Origin of the sequence: Streptomyces canus (assembly GCF_030815415.1) — a bacterium.
In the GTDB taxonomy this organism is placed as follows: Bacteria; Actinomycetota; Actinomycetes; order Streptomycetales; family Streptomycetaceae; genus Streptomyces; species Streptomyces canus_F.
Genome location: NZ_JAUSWW010000001.1, coordinates 10396817 through 10417361 on the forward strand (window position 1 = coordinate 10396817; position 20545 = coordinate 10417361).

13 protein-coding genes and 1 pseudogene are annotated in these 20545 nt (G+C 69.2%); 6 read left to right on the top strand and 8 right to left on the bottom strand.

Going from position 1 to position 20545, the window contains the following annotated elements:
* Positions 1 to 350 precede the first annotated feature (350 nt).
* The 3 genes from QF037_RS48720 to QF037_RS48730 are packed head-to-tail and all read right to left on the bottom strand — an operon-like array spanning position 351 to position 5688.
* On the bottom strand, positions 351 to 1619 hold the full coding sequence (locus QF037_RS48720) for a hypothetical protein (protein ID WP_307036765.1): 1269 nt from the start codon (positions 1617 to 1619) through the stop codon (positions 351 to 353).
* Positions 1619 to 3106 (bottom strand): hypothetical protein, encoded by a 1488-nt coding sequence (locus tag QF037_RS48725; protein WP_307036767.1) that lies wholly within the window; start codon positions 3104 to 3106, stop codon positions 1619 to 1621. Before QF037_RS48725 ends, QF037_RS48720 begins: the two co-directional genes overlap by 1 nt.
* A complete protein-coding gene (locus tag QF037_RS48730) occupies positions 3103 to 5688 on the bottom strand; it encodes a hypothetical protein (RefSeq protein WP_307036769.1) in 2586 nt (861 codons plus the stop codon). The genes QF037_RS48725 and QF037_RS48730 overlap by 4 nt, the downstream gene beginning before the upstream one ends.
* Positions 5689 to 6399: 711 nt before the next feature.
* Between QF037_RS48730 and QF037_RS48735 the strand changes: the two genes are divergently transcribed.
* From QF037_RS48735 to fxsT (QF037_RS48745), 3 genes are all read left to right on the top strand, one after another.
* Positions 6400 to 6534: a hypothetical protein gene (locus tag QF037_RS48735; protein ID WP_307036771.1), complete on the top strand. Its 135-nt coding sequence runs from the start codon at positions 6400 to 6402 to the stop codon at positions 6532 to 6534.
* 289 nt (positions 6535 to 6823) lie between these two features.
* Positions 6824 to 9280, top strand: coding sequence for an FxSxx-COOH system tetratricopeptide repeat protein (gene fxsT, locus QF037_RS48740; protein WP_307036773.1), 2457 nt, complete (start codon positions 6824 to 6826; stop codon positions 9278 to 9280).
* Positions 9281 to 9935: 655 nt separating this feature from the next.
* Positions 9936 to 12389 carry an FxSxx-COOH system tetratricopeptide repeat protein gene (gene fxsT / locus QF037_RS48745; protein WP_307036775.1) on the top strand — a complete coding sequence of 818 codons (2454 nt, stop codon included), beginning with the start codon at positions 9936 to 9938 and terminating at the stop codon, positions 12387 to 12389.
* Positions 12390 to 12537: 148 nt separating this feature from the next.
* Here the strand turns inward: fxsT (QF037_RS48745) and QF037_RS48750 are convergent.
* Positions 12538 to 12933, bottom strand: a pseudogene (locus QF037_RS48750) (ATP-dependent DNA ligase); the annotation flags it as partial.
* A gap of 38 nt (positions 12934 to 12971) precedes the next feature.
* Here QF037_RS48750 and QF037_RS48755 point away from each other — a divergent pair.
* Positions 12972 to 13130, top strand: coding sequence for a hypothetical protein (locus QF037_RS48755; RefSeq protein ID WP_307036777.1), 159 nt, complete (start codon positions 12972 to 12974; stop codon positions 13128 to 13130).
* A 147-nt stretch (positions 13131 to 13277) separates the two neighbouring features.
* Here the strand turns inward: QF037_RS48755 and QF037_RS48760 are convergent, their stop codons facing one another.
* Positions 13278 to 13475: a hypothetical protein gene (locus QF037_RS48760; protein ID WP_307036779.1), complete on the bottom strand. Its 198-nt coding sequence runs from the start codon at positions 13473 to 13475 to the stop codon at positions 13278 to 13280.
* On the bottom strand, positions 13468 to 13839 hold the full coding sequence (locus tag QF037_RS48765) for a hypothetical protein (RefSeq protein WP_307036781.1): 372 nt from the start codon (positions 13837 to 13839) through the stop codon (positions 13468 to 13470). Before QF037_RS48765 ends, QF037_RS48760 begins: the two co-directional genes overlap by 8 nt.
* A gap of 65 nt (positions 13840 to 13904) precedes the next feature.
* On the opposite strand from QF037_RS48765, the gene QF037_RS48770 reads away from it, so the two are divergent.
* Positions 13905 to 14246 carry a DUF6233 domain-containing protein gene (locus tag QF037_RS48770; protein WP_307036783.1) on the top strand — a complete coding sequence of 114 codons (342 nt, stop codon included), beginning with the start codon at positions 13905 to 13907 and terminating at the stop codon, positions 14244 to 14246.
* A gap of 95 nt (positions 14247 to 14341) precedes the next feature.
* On the opposite strand, the gene QF037_RS48775 is transcribed toward QF037_RS48770, so the two are convergent.
* Positions 14342 to 15079 carry a VC0807 family protein gene (locus QF037_RS48775; RefSeq protein ID WP_307036785.1) on the bottom strand — a complete coding sequence of 246 codons (738 nt, stop codon included), beginning with the start codon at positions 15077 to 15079 and terminating at the stop codon, positions 14342 to 14344.
* 650 nt (positions 15080 to 15729) lie between these two features.
* Between QF037_RS48775 and QF037_RS48780 the strand changes: the two genes are divergently transcribed.
* The gene (locus QF037_RS48780; protein ID WP_307036787.1) at positions 15730 to 17034 is read left to right on the top strand and encodes an IS256 family transposase; all 1305 of its coding nucleotides are present in this window, start codon (positions 15730 to 15732) and stop codon (positions 17032 to 17034) included.
* 460 nt (positions 17035 to 17494) lie between these two features.
* Here QF037_RS48780 and QF037_RS48785 read toward each other — a convergent pair whose 3' ends face one another.
* Positions 17495 to 20536, bottom strand: coding sequence for a hypothetical protein (locus QF037_RS48785; RefSeq protein ID WP_307036788.1), 3042 nt, complete (start codon positions 20534 to 20536; stop codon positions 17495 to 17497).
* Between the last annotated feature and the right edge of the window lie 9 nt (positions 20537 to 20545).

Genomic DNA, 20545 nt, shown 5'->3' on the forward strand with positions numbered 1-20545 from the left:
AAAGAAAGGAATTCCTGTACCAGCCGCACAGGAATTCCTTGCCCCTGTTCACCCGGATCACCGACGGCAGCCCTCCAGCCGGCCCATACGGCGCACGCCGGTCGATCGCACACCGCAGCGCCGCCAGCACCGCATCCCGGATGGGCTCATGCGGTGTGACAGCCACCCCGACGATCACTTTGGTTGTACAGTCGGTGAACCAGGCAACGGCGTGGGGGCCAAGTGCAGGCGAAGGGCTCGCCGTGGATGCGCATTTACGTGATGACCGGTCCGCAGGAGAGCCGGGTCGGCTGGAGAAAGTACCTGGCCTAACCAGGCAAGTACTGCCACACGGCACCAGAAGCTGGGCGTCACTTGACGGTGTCGGCCACCGCGTCTATAAGGACAGCCACCAACTCGCCGACTTCGGCAACCGACAAGTTGAGATTGAGCTGCTGGACCTCCAGGCCGGCGGCGCGCAGCCGGACGATGTCCGCCGCGCTCACTTTTCCGCCCTCCGCGTTGAAGACGTACCGGTGGCTGGGCTTTCCCGGTCCCATCGGGACAAGGGCGTAGGCCTCGTCGCCGAAGGTCAGCTTCGGTAGCCGGCCAGGCGTCGTCTCGCGCAGCGCGTCGTTCTGCACCTGCTGGAGCGCCGTCACCTGCTTTTCGACCTTGTACTGGGCGGCCAGGAAGAGCTTGGCCTGTTTCGTACGCGGATTCACCAGCAGGATCGCCTCGTCCCACGACTCGGCGCCGTCGATGTAGAGGTCGCCGACGACCCGCCGAACCTCCCACTCGCGGCCCAGCGCTCGAGCCTCCAACTCGGCGACCTCGCGCCAGCTGTCCATCTGTACCTTCCAGCCCGACCACCTTGGCACGTAGGCCTCGCCGAGCAGCCCCTTGACCTTGCTGGTGCTGCCGCCCAGTACTCTCTTCGCGTGGCGCAACGCTTGCTCGGCCGCGCGAACGGCGGTCGTCTTTCCGGTCTTGCGCGCGCTCTCCAGCGCCGCCTCGGCGGCCCGCACCTGCCGGGCCCGCTCGGCGATGCCCACCGCGTATCTCCGTAGGTGCCCGAAGATCGGCTCCCAACTGTCCGCCCACTCGCCGCCGAGAACCTTGAGCACCTTGCGGCGGCCGCTGAGCAGCAGCTGCTGGGCCGCGGTGAGCTGTGCCGGATCGAGGGCCGCGACCGCGCGGAGCCGGTCGAGGAAGGCACGTTGCATCATCGCAGCGCCCAGGTCGATGTCCTGGGACACCCGGGCGGCCCGCGTGGCGAGCGGGCCGAAGTCGGCGACGAGCTCGGCGGGGTCGGCGAGCACGGCCAACCGGCGCTGGGCCGTCTCGCGGCGCAGCAGGTCGAAGTCCGGCCCGGTCAGGCCGGTCAGATGCTGGGCTAGGGTGTCGTCGGCCTTCGCGAAGAGGCCCCGGGTGGCGGTGTCGGCATGCTTCTCGGCACGGCGGGCGGCCAGGAGATATCGCTCGACCGCGGTCACCACGACCGGGTCGTGCTTCGCGTGGGCGATGACCTGGATGTACGCGTTCGCGGTGCCGCCAAGCTGCACGATCCGTCGAAGCGACTTGGCGCTCAGCTCCGCGATCTCGCGGGCCTGCTGCCGGGCCGGCACCTGCGCGGCCATTACTCGTCCCGCGCGATCTTGGTGTCGAAGGGCAGCGACGTGAAGACGTTGATGGCTATGTCCACGGCGTCCATCAGGGCGCCCGTGTAGTCCGGTGGCACGCCGAGTCGCTCCGACGGCCGCAGAAAGGCATCCTCGCCCAGCTGCTGCCGGGCGGCCGCGAATGCCTTGACGACGACGGTGGCGAGGTCGACGGCGACCTGGGCGACGGTTACGGCCGCAGCGATCGGTTCGGCGCCGCCGAGGGCGAAGGCGAGCTGGGCATAACCCAGCCATTCCGAGGCGACGACAAGATCAGCGGCGGGCTTCTCCTCCCGTACGCGATCCCGCGCGACCCGGGTCACGAAGTCGCTCTCGTCGGCGTCCAGCGTGTGCAGCGCGTCGTCGATCAGCGGCGCGAAGGTCCACACGATCGCCGGATCGGCGTCGAGTTTCCGGCTCAGCTCGGCCCCAGCCTGGTAGCCGGTCCGCAGTCGGCCCAGGACCGTATTGCGCAGGTCGGTGGAGCGGCTCGCGGCGGTGGGGTCGGCCACCAGCCGCCGGGCGAGGAACGGTACGTCGGTGTTCCACAGCCGGAACAGCAAAGGGCGGCGCGCGGCCAGGCCGGCGACCAGGTGGGTGAGCGACTCGCGGCGGTCGCCAGTGCGCTGCCTGGCTGCGGTCAGCTCGAGCGAGTCGGGAATCGCGGCCAGGTCGCGGCCCAGCTGCCGGATCTGCTCCTCGGTGAGGTACGGCTGGTAGGTGCCACCGTGGGCGCGATCGTCGGCGAGCATCGCGAGCTTGGTCCGGTCCCAGTCCTGCTGGATGCGCCGCTGAGCCGCGACCAGCCCATTCAGCGCGGCCCGTTCGCCAGCGATCGCGACGAGATCGGCCACGAGACCGCCGGTTTCCGGGCCGGTCAGCCGGTTCGGGCCGCTGCCGGCCAGAACGGCGACGGCCGCGAACGGGTCGGCGAGCAACAGATAGCGGCGGGCCTCCGCGAGGATCTGCTCGCGGGAACTCGCCAGCCGCTGCCGTGCCCGGGCCAGCGCGGTGGCCTGGACCGTGGCTTCGGCGGCGACGCGGCGCCCGGGCAAGCGATCGAGGTACGTCTCGTACGCTGTCAGCAGGCGGTCGCGATGCGGCGTGGTGGCGTCCTCGTCGCCTCGGAGTGGGACCCGGGCCTGCAGGCCACCGAACGTCGTGACCGTGGTGCCCTTGAGCGCTCTTTGGAACTCCTGAAGGCCACGGTTCCCCGAGGTCACGTACGCGAGATCGGCGGTCTCCGCGACAGTGGCGGTCAGGTCGGCCGTGTCCATCCGGAAGGTCAGGGTGATCGCCGGGAACGGCTCGGCGCGGTCGCCGTCGGCAGGCAGCTCGAGCAGAACGTCCTGCACGGGGCCGCCGGCTGACACGTCGGCGGCCATAGGGGTCGTGTCGAGCACCGCGTCGTCCACCGGCCGATCACCGGCGTCGGATGGCGCGAGGACGTGGGCGACGACGGTCACGGCTTCTTGAAGTTCATCTGACCGAAGATGAGGCTCTTCGGACCGGCGTTCAGACGGCCGGGGTGCTTGGCTGGATCGAGCATGCGCCCCTGTACCTTGACCGTGACCTCCTTCCCACGCAGATCCGCCGGGATCTGCTGGGTGCCGCCGGTGAGGAATGTGCTCGGCTCGGCTGAGTTGTTCTGGTCGGCCTCGTAGTTGACGTCGAAGGTGGTCGGGGCCGTCGGCGTGCCACCGATGTCGACCCGCAGCTCCCCAAAGACGTCGCCACTCACCACGCCGGGGCTGAGCAGGACCGAGAAGTCCACCTCGGTGGCCCAGTCCGGCACCGTCACCTGCCATCGGGCGGCCGAGGGCCAGTCAACCCACGCTTTCTGGCCGGTTGCCAGCGACTGCGAGGGGTCCTGGCGGGCCGTGCCGGTCCACAGAGCCGACCTGAGGCCGGCGCCGGTCGTGGCACCACCGCCGCAGTCGAACGTCGGTAGCGCCGGATCGGGCTGGAGCGACAGCAGCGGCGTCGGCACCACCACGGTCCATGAGTCGCCGTACGGCGTCGCGTTGTTTAGATCGTCCTGCTGGTCCCGCAGCTCGGTGTGCACCGCCAGATAGAGCGGGTCGTCGATGTCCGGCACCGGCCCGCCGTTCCACGGCTCGCGGGTGTAGAGATAGTGCTGCACCGCGCCCTCGAAGCCGGGGCGCACCGCCACCAGCACCCGCGCCGCGCCGGCCTGGAGGAAGCGCGCGAACAGCGGATCGATCTCGTCGTAGTACTTCTGGGAGCCGTACCACTTAGCGGGCAGCTTTCCCCAGAAGTACGGATAGAAGACATAGCTGATCTGCTGCCACTCGAAGGCCTGCTCGAGGAACTGCACCGTGCGGCCGTCGGACACCGCCTCCGGCACATCGATGGCCGACATCGTAATCGGCGAATCGGTGACCGTAACGTCCTCCCGGGTCGACGTGGTGGTCACGGTTACCGTGGTGCCCGGCTCCGGCGTTGTCTGGGTGACGGTCTGGGTCGACGTGGTGACCAGGGCCTCGACGGGAATCACCTCGTCGCGGGTCCGCATCGCGTCGAACTTGATGTCGTCGGTCTTCGCGGCGTCGAACTGCAAGGCGATCATACTGAGGCAGCTCTTGCGCAGCTCGGTCCGGATCAGGTCCTGGTTGATCCGCTGGTTGCGCCCCTTGATCGTCACGCCCTGGCTGATTTCGAACCCTTGGAGCTTGGACTCGTATTCGCCCAGCGCGTCCAAGTACTCACGGTGCGCCTCGGTCCAGGCGTCCATGATCGCCTGATAAACCGAGAGCTGCCACGCGCGGTAGTGCTTCGCGGTGCGCTGGATCTTCAGCGCGATGCTGAGGCCCGCCGCCTTGATCCTGAACGCGAACACGACCGCGTTGACGCTGCCTATCAGCGGCGGGACGAAGGTCAGCGTGGTCACCGGGAACGCCATGTGGACGATGTTGCCAGTGTCGGTCGCCCGTGCCGTCTGGCCGCCGATCGACACCCGCATCCCGTGCTCGTTCTTGTCTATCCCATCCCAGTCGCCGTCGATCGTCGCGCTTGTCACCGCATAGCCGTCCGGCACCGAGAACTGCCGCTCGTGCGCCGACGCGCCCTCGCGGCTGAGGCCGGTGAGTGGGATCGCGACCGCGATCGTGTCCTCCGCGGGCGGCTCCGGGTCGAGCCCGCTGAGGTTGTAGATATGCCCGTACGTGCTGACCGTTGCCGCGCTAATCGTGGCGATGTCGAGGTTGGGCCGGGACGGCTCCTGCGGGATGTCCGGCCGCCGCTGGAGCTGCCGCTCGTGCTCGAACACGGAGAGCACGAATGCGGCCGGCTCGGGGATGACGAACTCGAACATGAGCCGCTTGCCGTAGTTGTAGACCTGCGCCCGGTACACCTTGTCGACCCAGCGGTACACCCCGGACAGGTTGCCCCCCGAGTCGTTGGTGAGCTCGAACCGGTTCAGTTCCTCGGTCCGGGTCAGCCGCTGGGTCGTCCGCTCCTCCCGGACGCTCGTCTGGATCCGGGAGAGCGAGCGGTCAACGACGTCCTTGGCGAAGTTGTTCGCCCCGCGGCGCGAGTCGGCACTCGATGTGGAATAGCTGACGCCCGCGTTCGCCGAGTACTCCACCACTCCGTACCGGCCGCTGACTTGCCCGGACAGCTGGGCGGACAGATCACTCTGGATGGTCGCCTCGGTCTCGCTCTTCAGCTCGAACCGCTGCGTGGAGGAGGTCTCGCGCTCCTCGAGGCTGGTGGTGTCCTCGACGACCGAGACCAGCTCATCGGTCTGGTCGATCCGGTTCAGCCGCCGCACCCGCGACTCGCCGTCGAGCACGTTCTCGATGTGCGCGACCTCGCCCAGCTCGTACCGGCAGAGGAACTGCTTGACCACCAGCAGGTCGCCGATGCCGACCGGCTTGATTGGGTTGAACGGGTGGTAGTACGCGACCAGCCCGGTGATCAGCCGATGGATGGTCGGCGTCGCCGCCAGGACAGTGGCCAGCTCCTGGGGCTCGCGGGGCCCGGGTGGGGTTAAGAACCGCAGCAGCGCGAGCATCCGCAGGCCCACGGATCAGGTGCTCCAGGTTGAGCGGCAGCTGCCGCTTTGCCACCAGGGCTGGGTAGAGCAGGTCGAAGATAGCATCGAGGTCCTGCGTCAGGCTGGGCTCATCAGCCTCGGCCGGGCGCTCCGCGTACGCCGTCCAGGAGCCGGGGAGCGACCAGGCGGCGTCAATAGCGGTCCGGATGTCGGCGACCGGTGTCGCAGCGGAGATCCGGTCCAGCACAACGGCAAGCGCATCCACGTGTGCCAGACCCGTCTCCGTGGTCACCGAGGCGTCGACGGCCAGCACTCCCGCGATCTTCTGGTTAGCCTCGATGACCTTCTGCGGTGACGTGGCGCCCGTGCCATGGTCCACGATGAGCTGGTAGATCCGGGTCGCGCCCGGGCTCTTCGCGTAGTTGACGGCGTCGGTGGCGAGATCGGGCACCTGGCCCTCGAGATACGCTGGACCGAGCCGCGCGTCACGGATAACCCGCAGGCTCTGCCGGTTGACGCTGCCCGCAGCACGGATCGTCACGAACTTGAACAGATCAACTGTCGCATCTGCCATTTGGGCAGTATCACGCTCGGCGCGGGCCGCCGTAATGCCAGGATGAGACATCTTTGAGGTGTCTGGAGAACCATCCCACTTCAACTGCGCCGCCCACCCTGCAGGCAACGCTGGATCGTTGACCGGCACGGCGCGCATCGGTTCGGGCAGCGACCAGGCGGGTGGCGGTGAGGACATGGCCGACCTCCTTCACCACCGGACCTGCGTCCCTGCACGCCGTACGCCAGACGGCCGAGAAGTGTCCCCGTCCGGTCAGCGGCGTCTCCCGCTCCACCATCAACCGGCTTCTGCCCACCGACTGACCGGGACGCAAACCCCGGCCCCGGCCCGCTGCCTGCGAGCGATGCGGCCAGCCCGTCACCGGCCCACCTGCGCCTTGGGCCACGCGGACACGGCTGACGCCGGGACCGTCCGCGCTGCCTGGCAGTACCGCACGTCCTACCGCACAACTCCGCGTCGACGGCGTGCCACGCAGGCCCACCCGGGCCCTGCCCGACGGTCTTGTACGGATGCTAGTGAACGGGGGGCCGGTCAAGGGCCGCTGGCCATAGCCTGGTTGATGACGTACAGCGGCACGGCACGGGGGCACGGATGGCTGATACGGGGGCGTCTGACGGTACGTCGGACCGGGTGTGGTTCATCAGTCATGCGGGGGCGGATCGTGCGTGGGCGGAGTGGGTCGGCTGGCAGCTCCTGGACGCCGGCCACCAGGTCGAGCTGGATTACTGGGACTGGGGTACCGGCGACAACTTCGTCCTGAAGATGAACGACGCCCTCGAGCGGGGCCGGCTGCTGGCCTTGTTCTCGCCCGCGTATTTCGAGCCGGAGCGGTTCACGACCCCGGAGTGGACCGCGGTGGTGGCGATGCGGGAGAAGATCACGCCCGTGCGCATTGACCGGGTGGATCCGCCAGCGATCCTGCGCCCGCTACTCAGCCGCGACCTGTTCGGCCTGAGCCCAGCCGAGGCTCGTCGGGTGTTGTTGGAGGCGGTCGACGGCCCGTCCCGGCCGGATACGGAGCCGCCCTTCCCTGGCACCCACGGCATGCTGCGACAGGTCGGCGCCAGCAGCCCCCGCCTGCCCGGAAGCCTGCCCCGGGTACAGAACCTGCCCGCCCGCAACGCGGCCTTCACCGGCCGCGACAGCCTCCTGGTCCACCTGCGCCAAGCACTCGCGTCCGACCAGCGGGTCGCGGTCCAGGCCCTGCACGGTAGGGGCGGGGTGGGCAAGACCCAGCTGGCGATCGAGTACGCGTACCGGTTCGCCGGCGAGTACGAGCTCGTCTGGTGGATCGCGGCGGAAGACCCGGCCCTGATCCCCGACCAGCTCGCTGTGCTCGCTGCCCGGATCAACGCCGCGCCCGCTGGCACGGCCCCCGCCGAGGCGGTCGAGCTGCTGCTGGGCGAACTGGGAACGATGTCACGCTGGCTGCTGGTCTTCGACAACGCCGAAGACCCCACCGCCCTGGCCCCGTTCCTGCCCGGCGGCACCGGGCACGTCCTGATCACCTCCCGCAACCCCCACTGGCGTACATACGCCGCCCCCCTGAACGTCGACACCCTCGCCCGGACCGAATCCATCGCCCTGCTCCGCGCCCAGGGCGCAGTCCTGTCCGACGAGGACGCCGATCACCTCGCCCACACCCTGGACGACCTGCCGCTCGCGCTGACGCAGGCCGCGGCCCTACTCACCCGCATGTCGCCCGCCGATCTGACGGCCGAACTGGCCCGCAGCATGCACGAAGTTCTAACCGATGGCTGCCCGGATGACTATCCGGTGTCCCTGGCCGCGCAGGTCCGCCTCACCAGCTCCCGCCTAGAGGCCGACCACCCGGGTGCTGCCGCCGTGCTGGCCGCGCTCGCGCTGCTGGCTCCCGAACCCTTCCCCCTGACCGCATGCGCCGGCCGGCTGCCCGATCAGACCTCCACCGTCCTGAGCGAGGCCTTGGTGTCGCGGCTGCGTGCCGGGAGCGTGGTGGACGCGATCGCCCGGCACAGTCTGGCCCGCACTCAGAACGGCACCGTGCAGCTGCACCGCCTGACCCAGGCGGTGCTGGCCGACCAGCTCACCCCAGCCCAGCACGAGCAAGCGCAACGGGGAGCGGAAGCACTCCTGACCGCAGCGGCCCCCAAGAACGCGTCCGAGCCGGTGGGGTGGCCGGTGTGGCAGGTGCTGCTGCCGCACCTGCTGGCCGTAGACCCGGCCTCCCTCACCACCACAGACGGACGGCGGGCGCTGCGTGGCGCGTGCTGGTACCTGATGGACCGCGGCCAGCCCCGCCCCGCCCGAGACCGCCTGCAGCGCCTGTACGACACCTTGCTGCAGCAGCTGGGCCCCGACCACGACGACACCCAGAACGCCGCCACCGACCTGGCCCGCGCCTACGACGACACCCAGGACCATGAACGCGCCCGCGCGCTAGACGAAGACACACTCCAACGCCGCCGACGCCTCCACGGTGACGACCACTCCGGCACTCTGGCCAGCGCCGACAGCCTCGCCATCCGGCTCAGGTCGCTGGGGCGGTACGAGGAAGCCCTGGCCTTGCGCGAGGAAGCGCTGGCGGGCTGGCGGCGGGTGCTGAGTGTGGATCATCCCGAGAGCCTGCGCGCGGCGTCCAACCTGGCCGTAGATCTGGGGGGTGTGGGTCGGCTGGGGGAGGCGGTGGTGTTGGGGGAGGAGACACTGGCAGGCCTGCGGCGGGTGCTGGGCGAGGATCACCCTGACACCCTGCGTACGGCGTACAATCTGGCGATCCGGCTGGGGGATGTGGGTCGGGTGGGGGAGGCGGTGGTGTTGGGGGAGGAGACGTTGGAGGTGCGGCGTCGGGTGTTGGGTGAGGATCATCCGGGCACGCTGAGCACCGCCAACAATCTGGCCGTGCATCTGCGGGATGTGGGTCGGGTGGAGGAGGCGCGTGTTCTGGGTGAGGAGACGTTGGAGCGTCGGCGGCGGGTGTTGGGTGAGGATCACCCTGAGACCCGCCGCACCGCCGCGTGGCTGGAGGCGTTGCGCGAACAGCAGGAGGGACTCGAGGCAGAGAAGTGACCATCGGGGCACCTCGCCCGCAGCCTTTACCAGCGCATCCCCAACGCGCTGAGGCCTCGCGTCGTTCCGCGCTCAGTTTGGCGGCCCGGCGTCGGGTGTTGCCCAGGAACGCCCCGAGCTTGATCTCTTCGCCGTCGACGGTTTCGATGTGTGCGCTGGCTGCAGGTGTCCTTCGCGTGCGTGGAACTGGCGTGCGGCGGCGAGGTTGGCCGTCCACCGGCCGCTCTGCGACCGGCGCGTCGCCACCATCGCCACGCTCTCGAATCTCCCGGTGCACGCTGATCGTCTGCAGCAGGTACTGCTGGAGGGGCATCAGCCGGCCCCGTCCGGCTTTCTGCCCGGCGATCCACGCTGGCACGAGACCCCGGCCGTTGCCATGACAGGCCGGGGTCTCCACGGTGCACTTCGTTGACCGAAGAGCTCAACGAGCACGAGACGGTCGGCGTCACGCTGCGGGGCTGCCGCCAGAGGGAGCAAGCCACCCGGGCCCGGGGTGGCGGAGTAACGCGGTGGGCCCGCGTCGACGGTGTGCGACGCAGGCCCACCCGGGCCCTGCCCGACGGTCCGGTACGGATGCTGGTGAACGTGGGGTGGGTCAAGGGTCGCTGGTCATAGGGTGGTTGGTGGCGTAGGGCGGCACGGTTCGGGGGACACGATGACGGGTGCGGGGGCGTCTGACGGCACGTCGGACGAGGTGTGGTTCATCAGTCACGCCGGTGCGGATCGGGCGTGGGCGGAGTGGGTCGCCTGGCAGCTGATGGACGCCGGCTATCAGGTGGAGCTGGACTACTGGGACTGGGCTGCGGGCGACAACTTCGTCTTGAAGATGAATGCCGCGCTGGAGCGGGGCCGGTTGCTGGCGTTGTTCTCGCCGGCCTATTTCGAGCTCGAGCGGTTCACGACTCCGGAGTGGACTGCGGTCCTGGCTCGGAAGGAGAAGATCGTCCCGGTCCGTGTCGCCGAGGGGACCCCGCCGGCGATCCTGGGTTCTGTTCTGGCTCCGGCCTTGTTCGGTCTGGATGATCACGATGCGCGTGAGGCCCTGTTGCGTGCGGTGAAGGGTGCCGTCCGACCCACGGCACCGCCGGCGCGGCCGCAGGGGATGCTGGCCCGGGTGGGTGGCGGGAGTGGTCCGCGGCTGCCGGGATCCTTGCCGCGGGTGTGGAATGTCCCGGCCCGCAACGCCGCGTTCACCGGCCGCGACAGCCTGCTGGTCCACCTGCGTGAGGCGCTGGCCGCCGATCAGCGGGTGGCGGTCCAGGCGCTGCACGGCCGCGGCGGGGTCGGCAAGACACAGCTGGCGATCGAGTACGCGCACCGCTTCGCCGGCGAGTACGAACTGGTCTGGTGGATCCCGGCCGAGGACCCGGCCCTGATCCCCGACCAGCTGGCGGCACTCGCGGTCCGGATCGGCGCCGCTCCCGCCGGAACGCCTGACGTGCAGGCGGTGCAAGACCTGCTGGCAGAACTACGGACGCGCTCGCGGTGGCTGCTCATCTTCGACAACGCCGAAGACCCCGAGGCCCTGGCGCCGTTCCTGCCGGGCGGGCGGGGGCATGTGCTGATCACGTCCCGCAACCCGCACTGGCACACCCACGCCCACCCGCTGGACGTCGACACCCTGCCCCGCACCGAATCCCTCGCCCTGCTACGCGCCCAAGGCGCCGTCCTCCTTGACGTGGACGCCGGCCACCTCGCCCGTGTCCTGGACGACCTTCCCCTCGCCCTTGCCCAGGCGGCTGCGCTGCTCACCCGGGGCTTGTCGGCGGCCGATCTGACGGCCGAACTCGCCCGCAGCATGGCGGAGGTGCTGGCCAAGGGCCGCCCGGCGGGGTATCCGGTGTCCCTGGCCGCGCAGGTTCGGCTGACCGCCGCCCGTCTGGCAGCCGAGCATCCGGGCGCGGCGGCGGTGTTGGCCGCGCTCGCGCTGCTGGCTCCCGAGCCCTTCCCTCTGACCGCATGCGCCGGCCGTCTGCACGATGAGACCTCCCCCGTACTGAGCGAGGCTCTGGCGTCGCGGCTGCGTGCGGGGGGTGTGGTGGAGGCGATCGCCCGGCACAGTCTGGCCCGTACCCAGAACGGCACCGTCCAGTTGCACCGCCTGGCCCAGGCGGTGCTGGCCGATCAGCTCACCCCGTCCCAGCGTGAGCAGGCGCAACGGGATGCGGAAGCCCTCCTGGCCGCGGCGGCCCCCAAAAGCATGTCCGATCCAGTGGGGTGGCCGGTGTGGCAGGTGCTGCTGCCGCACCTGCTGGCCGTGGACCCGGCCTCCCTCACCACCACAGACGGACGGTATGCGCTCCGTGGTGGGTGCTGGTACCTGATGGACCGCGGCCAGCCCCGTCCCGCCCGGGAGCGTCTGCAGCGCCTGTACGACATGTTGTTGCAGGAGCTGGGCCCCGACCACTACGACACCCTGGCGGCCGCCAACGACCTGGCCCGCGCCTACGACGACACCCAGGAGCATGAACGAGCCCGCGCCCTGGACGAAGACATCCTCGCCCGCCGCCGACGCCTCCACGGTGACGACCACCCCCACACCCTGGCCAGCGCCGACAACCTCGCCATCCGGCTAACGGCGCTGGGGCGGGACGAGGAGGCGCTGGCCTTGCGCGAGGAAGCGCTGGCGGGTCGGCGGCGAGTGTTGGGTGGGGATCATCCCGACACCCTGCGTACGGCGTTCAACCTGGCCATCAGTCTGGCGGGTGTGGGTCGGGTGGGGGAGGCGTTGGCGTTGGAGGAGGAGACGCTGGCGGGTCAGCGGCGGGTGTTGGGTGTGGATCACCCGTCCACCCTGAGCACGGCGAACAACCTGGCGATCCGGCTGGCGGATGCGGATCGGGTGGAGGAGGCGGTGGCTCTGGGGGAGGAGACGCTGGAGGCTCGGCGTCGGGTGTTGGGTGCGGATCATCCCGACACCTTGAAAACGGCGTCCAACCTGGTCAGCGATCTGGCAGATGTGGGTCGGGTGGGGGATGCGGTGGTGTTGTGCGAGGAGACGTTGGTGGTGCGGCGTCGGATGTTGGGGCCGGAGCATCTGGACACGCTGAAGTCTGTCGAGGTGTTGGAGTGGTTGGAGCGGCGGCGGGCCGACGCCGAGGAGGCCTGACCGTCACTGCATCTGATCGTGTCCCTCTACCAGCGCATGCCGAGGGCATCGAGGTCCGCACGCTGCTTTGCGGACGGCTTTCCGGAGCGGCGTAGCGGTCGCTGAAGGGGCGTCCGGTCAGATCCGAGCCGTGCACGCGCAGCAGGTCGAAGGCGACCAGGTGCGCCGGGAACTCGAGGGCCGCGCGGGCGGCGGCCGCGTCGCGGTGGTGCATGCGCTGCTGGAGGCGCTCGAACGCGAGCCGGCCCGCCTCCCACACGATGAGCTCGCAGTCGACGGCCGTGTCGTCGGGCAGCCGGCGGACGGCTTCCTCGATCTCCGGGAACGCCGCACTCAGGTCGCTGCCGTTACGGCTGCGCACGGCGACACGGCCGTCGGCCCACCGGCCGGCCAGCGCGCGGTAGCCGTCCCACTTGGGCTGGGCCGCCCACCCCGCAGGCAGCGCAGGATCGTTGACCGGTACGGCGCGCATCGGCTCGGGCAATGACCAGCTGGACGGCATAGACGCAGGCATGGTCGACGCCTTCCACTGCCCGAGCCGCATCAGCCACTGTTCCCCCGGACGGGCGACGGTTCTCCAGGGTGCGCACCGTTTCCACGCTTTCGATACGGCACGCGCAGCTCGCTGTTGCCGGTCTCTTGGCCGTCGTCGTCCTGGTCCTCGGAGTCGTCGGCGAGGACGTCCTCGCCGACGAAGGCGGCACGGCACGCGGCCGCAGCCTGACCTCTACTCGGCGGTGAGCCGGTACTCGCCGGCCGTTGGCTGTCAGTCGGGTGCGAGGCCCGGGTCGATGATGTCGTCCACGGCCGCCTCGGCTGCCTCGTCCGGCTCGGCGGGCTGGTCGGCGGATAGCTGATCTTCGAGCATGCTGCTCAGCATGGCAGCAGTTACGGCTGTTGCGGCCATGTCGTCAACGTCTCGCCGGTTGCTTCGTCGGTGAGGGTGATGGAGGCGCCGGGGCGCCCGTAGTCGCCGATCCATTCCGTGAGCTTGGCTTGTGCCACGGCTTGGTCGGCCCACCAGCCGTGCATCATCACGCGGCCGTCGGTGGCGAGGGTGAGGTGGTAGCGGTTTGGGTCATCCATGGTGTTCGTCCTGCCAGCCGGCCTTGTCCGTCCATAGCTTCAGTGATGCCTTGGTACCGGTCTTGGCTGCGAGTTCGGTGATGACTTCCCGGAGGTCGGCGAGGATCCCCTCCGTTGTGGTGGGCATCTGGGGCGAGGGTTCGGCGACGGTCCAGCCGTGGTCCCAGCACAGGTCCAGCCAGCGGGGTCCGTGGTCCGTGATGAGGACGCGCACGGTTGCGCTGTCCTGCCCGCACACGGCGCACGGCTGTAGCGGCTTGGTGGTGATCCGGGTTCGCACCTCGTGGTCCGCAGGGTTGGCCGGGGCGGCCGGCAGTGTGCTCAGGTCGACGTCGTACCGCTTGAGCAGCTCGTCGAGGCTCATGTGGTCCACGGTGCCTCCTGGACGGCTGGGGTGCGCGGGTCAGGCTACCGCCTATAATCGAACGTGTGCACGATTCAAGTCCGTCGAAGCTGGTCCTGCTCCGTTTCCTGGAGCGGGTACAGGAGCGGGATCTGGCCCGTACCCGGCGGTGGATCGTCGATGAGGAACGCCGCGAGGCCGAACGCCGGCGCAGCATCACAGCCCGGCCGCCGGCGCCGGACTGGCTGATCGAGCAGAGCATCGGCCACCACGCCCCGCCGGTCTACGTACACGTCGGCGGCTGCCACATGGCGGGCAAGCGGTCCAAGGGCGCGGCGCGGGAGCAGGCGGTCCGCGCGCTTACGGACGGCGTGGACCCGTGCCCGCACTGCCGCCCCGACACCGACCTCGGCATCCTCGACTACTGACTTTCGCCGCACGATGTCGCAGAGGGGCGGCCTTGACCTGCGAGGGGTCAGGCAGCTCCGGCACGGCACGCATAGATCATCAGCAAAGCCTGCTCTCAGGTCACCGTGCCGTTCCCGGCCGGTCCCGTGGCACCAGGCACCTCGGCCGGTTCCTGCGCCCGCTCAGCCTGGGCCTGCTTGCGCCGGCTGTAGCGGATCGTCCAGAAGACGAGGACGACGAGCACGGCGAACGGCCCGATGCTGCTGACGCTCACCATGACCGACGTGGACAACGTGTATGTCAGCAGGACGCGAACGGCGGCCTCGACCATGAACGCGACGCCCCACACGATGGTGATCGTCCGTTGGGTGCGCCGGAAGCCGTCGTACCGCCACAGGCTTTCCCACCAGGCGCGACTCGCCTCGGTGCCGTCGGTGGCGAACTTGCGGCCCATGTAGTAGGCGAACGGACGCGCCATCGCCAGCGTCAGCAAAATCCCCAGGCCGATGACGCCGATCAGCAGCGAATCCTTAATCAGGATTGCGCGAGCGCTGTTGAACGCCACCATGCTCACCAGCGTCAAGCCCATCGTGATCAACGTGAAGACGCCGAAATCGTCGAGCCGGCGGCGGAGCGCGTAGATGACACCGATCTCCCCCAACGGCAGCAGAGAGGCGAGCATCAGCGCATGCGCCTTGCTCCACCCGTGATCGGTCAGGTAGCCGTAGAGCAAGATCGGCCCGGCGATGTTGAAGACGATCGTGGGGCCCCAGTGAGCCAGCAGATGACGTATGGGACGACTGGATGCCTCGGGCTTGCCAGCGCCTTCAGCCGATGTGATGGCGTCGTTCACCGCTTCACGCCCCCCGTCACGTTGATCGCCAATGGTGGACTGACGCTAGAAGGTCACCGAACACCGCACAAGGCGCCTGCCGTCGAAGACCGCCTCTCGGCGCGCGACTACCGGTGATCTTCGTCTGATGGCCGGGAGCGATGCCGGCCCTCGCGGGCCCAGCACCTCCTCGCGACATCATGCGGCAAATCTCAGTAACCGCAGCCCGCAGGGCAGTCGAGAACGTTCGCCCTCCCCTCGAGGCCGGCGCGGGTCGGCACGTTCGGAAAGCCGCAGCTCACAGCCAGCATGCGAAAACCCGACTCTGGTCGTGACCAGCGTCTTCTCGCCCGCACCTTTGGCAGACGCGGGCAGGGGGGGCGGTGCGGCATCGCCCGGCTCGGGCAGCTGCCTCACATCCGGCTGCGCAATCGCGGGGCCGGGCCTGCGCAACCGGCTCCGCGGCGGCTGCGCAATCGGCTGTGACGGCTGCGCATTCGCGGCTGCGACGACGATGGCGTCCCTTGAAGTGGTGTAGCCGGGCTTGGCCGCGGAACGCGCTGGTGTCTGCCCGGGGCGTGCATCCGCTGGCGGTGCATGCTCCCTGAACAAGGGCAGGCCATCGCGTAAGTCTCTCTGGTGAACGGGCAGTTCAACCGGAGGAGCACGCGATGGCCTTGTCCCAGTCTGAGCTGATGCGGCTGCTGGAGTCACTACGTCGGGCAGAGGGAGTTGAAGCAATCAGGGTGGTGTGCGAGCGCATCTTGCAGGAGCTCATCGAGGCCGAGGCCACCGAGGTGATCGGTGCCGCCCCGCGTGAGCATTCCGAGACGCGCACGACCTGGCGCAACGGACACCGCGACCGTCTGCTGACCACCCAGGCCGGCGACCTGGACCTGAAGATCCCGAAGGTGCGGACCGGGTCGTTCTTCCCCTCGCTGCTGGAACGCCGGCGGCGAATCGACCGGGCACTGTTCGCCGTGGTGATGGAGGCATACGTGCACGGCGTCTCCACCCGCAGCGTGGATGACCTGGTCAAAGCACTCGGTGCGGACTCCGGGATCTCCAAGTCCGAGGTCTCCCGGATCTGCGGCGAGCTGGATGAGGAACTGACCGCGTTCAAGGAACGGCCGCTGGATCACACCGTCTTCCCCTACGTGTTCCTGGACGCCACCTACTGCAAGGCCCGGGTGAATCACCGGATCGCCTCGCAGGCCGTGGTCATCGCCACCGGGATCTCGGCCACCGGGCACCGCGAGATCCTCGGCGTGATGGTCGGCGACAGCGAATCGAAGCCGTTCTGGACGAAGTTCCTGCGCTCGTTGCGGGCCCGCGGCCTGGAGAACGTCCAGCTGGTCATCTCCGACAGCCACAGTGGTCTGGTGGCTGCGATCCGCACGGTCTTCCTCGGTGCGGCCTGGCAACGCTGCCGGGTTCACTTCGTCCGCGACGTCTTCGCTGTGATCGAAAAGGGTTCCGGGGAGATGGTCGCGGCCACCATCCGCACCGTCTTCGCGCAGACCACCGCCGAACAGGTCCGCAGCCAGCTGAACGTGGTCGCCGACATGCTCGGACGACAGTTCCCACAGGTCAAGAAGATGCTGCTGGACGCCGCACCGGACATCACCGCGTTCGCGGACTTCCCGCCGGCGCACTGGAAGAAGATCTGGTCGACCAACCCGCTGGAGCGGCTGAACCGGGAGATCAAACGGCGGGCCGACGTCGTCCAGGTGTTCCCCAACCCCGCCGCCCTGGACCGGCTCGCCGCCGCGGTCCTGGCCGAACTCCACGACGAATGGCAGGTCTTCGACCGCCGCTACCTCTCCGAAGCCTCCATGGCCGAACTCCACGACGAATGGCAGGTCTTCGACCGCCGCTACCTCTCCGAAGCCTCCATGGCCGAACTCTTCACCACCCAGCCCACCTCACCCGAGCCGCAGATCACCCCGCAACCGGAATCGAAACAGCTGCCGTGACTACACCACCCCGCGGGACATGACCCCAGAAGCAGGGCCACCGGGAAAAGCAACGGTGGCTACGGCGACGCCATTTGGGACCACCGAGGCGTCTCCAAGCGGCCCCGATCTGTGAAGATCAATGCTCGTGAAGGCGGCCTGAAACTCGCCCACTTGCCCCCGCGCTGGTCACTGATTGATGGAGCCGATTCAGGCCGTCCCAGGCCGAGCTTCACAAACTGGCGCCTGCTGGAGGCGCCTCGGTGGAGCCGGAAGGCACCGTAGCTACACAGACCGTCATGCGGCCTGCACGGTGCACTCGGACGCCGCCTGCGGGGCTCGGCACTGGCGGCCGATCACCGCCCGGATGGAAGCATCACGCCGCCGCCCACAAGTACTCCAGGAAGTGATCCGCACTCTATAACGATCGTGCTTGGCAGGGTCCCGCCCGTGCGGCGACCGGTTCACGCTTCTGGCAGGGCTAGGTCCAGGGCGGGGTGGGCGTGCCGTCGGGGTCCAATCCGTAGGGCCATTGCCGTCGTGCGTAGGTTCTGAAGGTGTTGGAATTCGACACGCTTCCCACACTGCCCGTGTCGGCTGCCTGCCGGGCGAGGGTTTCTGCCCCTGCGTGGTCTCCGGCTCGTTCTCTTTTCTGGGCGAGTTCGAACATGGCGTGAGCGCTGCCCGCGTCAGCCGCGCGCCGCAGGAGGCTTTGGGCTCCTGTGTGGTCTCCAGCTGTTCCCCTGGTCACGGCCAGATCGAGCAGTGCGTAGATGTTGCCTGCGTCGGCTGCGCGGACGGAGAGGGTTTCGGCTGCCGCATAGTCCCCTGCTTTCTCCCAGGTGCGGACCAGTTCGCGCAGAGGGTGGACGTTGCCGCTGTGGGCCGCGTCCAGCACGAGAGTCTCGGCGCCTGTCCGGTCGCCTGCCTTGTCACGCACACGGGCAAGATCCGCGAGCGTCCTGCGGCTGCCGGCGTCGACGGCCTGTTGAAACAGGACCGCAGCCGCCGCCAACTCGGCGTCCCGCTCTCGGGATCGTGCCAGGTGGATCAGGGCACCGGCGTTGCCGGCGGCGGCCGCCCGTCGGGCCAGGGCTTCCGCCTTTGCGTGCTCTCCTGCTTTGTCTCGTAGCCGGGCCAGCGACGCAAGGGCTTCGATGTCGCCTGCATCGGCCGCCTGTTGGAAGAGGCCCTCGGCGTCGACGTCGTCACCGGCCTGCTCCCGTAGCCGGGCCAGCGCTAGCAAGGCATACGTCTCGTGGGACGCAGGAGCACGCCAGTCGGCTGCCGCGACACCCCTTAGGTGCGCGGTCCCTCTGCCCTCCAGGGGATGATCGCCTGACGAGCGACGATCTGACAGGTCGGTGGCGTGCCTGGCCAGGGCTTCGGCGCCCTTTTTGTCGCCCGCTTTCTCTCGCTCGCGCATGAGGCTCAACAGGACTTGGGTGTTGCCGGCTGCCGCTGCTTGCCGGGCGAAGTCGTCAGCAGTCGCGTGGTCTCCGGCCTCCTCCCGGACCCATACCAGTTCGGCCAGCGCGGCCGGGCTGCCGAGGTCGAGCGCGTACCGGGCCAGGGCTTCGCCTCCCTGCCGGTCACCCGACTTCTCCCGCGTCAGCGCCAAGTCCGTCAAGGCACCCAGTTGGCCGGCTGCGGCCGCGCGCCGGGCCAGGGCCTCAGCCTTTTGCTCGCGACCGTTCTCCTGCCAGATCCGGACCAGTTGGACCAACGCCTGTTCGCTGCCTGCTCTGACGGCTTGCCAGCCGGCCTCTTCGGCTCCCCGGGCGTCTCCGGCTTCTCGGCGGATCCGCATCAGTTGGATCATTGCTTCGGTGCTGCCCGCCGCAGCGGCCTCCCGGTAGAGGTGCTCGGCACCATCGCGGTTTCCGGACTGTTCCCGGACATGAGCGAGCCGGAGCAGAGCCCGACCGTCCCCGGCGCCGGCGGCCTGTTGGGCGAGCGCCTCGGCGCGTTCTTTGCTACCCGCCTTCTCGCGGGCCCGGGCCAACTGCGCCAGCGCCCGGGTGTCGCCGGCCTGCGCCGCCTGCGCCGCCAGCGCCTCGGCCGCCTCGTGTTGCCCGGATCGCTCCCGAAAGCGGGAGAGGTAGACCAGGGCGTCAGCGTCGCCGGCGTCAGCCGCGCGGCAGGTAAGGTGGTGTGCCCACTGCAGTCGGTGCCGCCTTTGGGCCGCTGTGGCCAGGGCCTTGAGGTCGTCGACCCGGGTGAGATGCGTATGGCCGGCGTGCCAGAAACTTGCGGGCGGGCACAGCAGCCGACGGACGGCCCGGCCGTGCTGCTCCAGATAGTCGGCAAGGCGGAAGACAGGCCCAGCAGGGGTGGGCGACGGCGCCGACGGTCCTTGCGGCCGGCGGCGTTCGGGGCGGGGGTTGACGCGACGCAAGGGTGCCTGTTTTCCGTGGACGAGGCGGGCGAGCTCGGCGTAGGCGGCTTCCGCCCAGTCCTCGGTGAGTTGGTCGTAGTCGACATCGGTGAGGTAGTCGGCGGCTGCGTCGGTGAGAAACGGCTGGGAAAGGTGCAGCCCGAGACCCAGGCGGCGGGCATCCATCGCCGCTTCGAGCAGAGCGCGGGCCGCCGCCGTGCCGTGCTCGTATCGGTGCAGAAGCTGGGGTGCGCCGGCGAGGTCCTGCGTCACGCGTCCGTCGGCCCGGGCTCGGGTGAGCGCATCGGCCAACAGTCGGTCACCGCTGTCCGCTAGGTCTGCAGCGCGATCCAGGGCGGCGGCATCGAAGGAGTTGGGCACGGACACGGTGCGGCCGGCGATTAACTCGCGCACTCTGCTGTGGGAGTCCGAGCCGTTCGAGGTCGGCAGAGCGGTGTACTGCCTGGCGTACTCGGGCCACAGCGTCCCCAGGATGAGTACTGGCCCCCGTGCTGGATCGGTGAGCAGGTGATGCAGGGCAGCAGCGATGCGCTCGCCCGCACTCTGGCTGTCGAGGTAGTGCTGAGCTTCGTTCAACCACACCACGGTCCGCGGCTGAACCCGGCTCAAGTCCTCCAGTGCGGCCTCCGCCCGGGTCGGATCGAAGGGATGCCAGAGCCGCCATCCTGTGCCTGCGAGCGGCTGAACCGCTTCCCAACATGCCCTGGTCTTTCCCGTGGAGGAGCTCCCGACCAGCACCACCATGCGGCTGTGGCCCTCTGTGGCCTCCTGCACCGCCGCGGCCAGCACACAGTCGTGCTCACGGTGCACATAGCCGGGCAGTATCCGATCTTCGAGCGCACCCGCCTCCTGCCCGTTCGCGGTGCTCCCGGCCGGGTGCACCTCCAAGGAATGCGGTTCCCAGTCCTCGACGGGCTTGCCCAGCACCGGCCCTGCGTTCACGGCTGAGCCTGCCCCGCTGGCTGCGGTCCGCCGCAACTCCAGAAGCGCGTGTGCCGGGATCCCCAAGGCCCGTGCCAGCGCTGCCACCGTCTTGGCCGACGGCAGCCGACCATCGGGCCGAAAGGCCTCCGAGACGGTGGCGCGCCCCAGCCCCGACCGGTTGGCAAGCTGTGTCTTGGTCAAACGACTCAC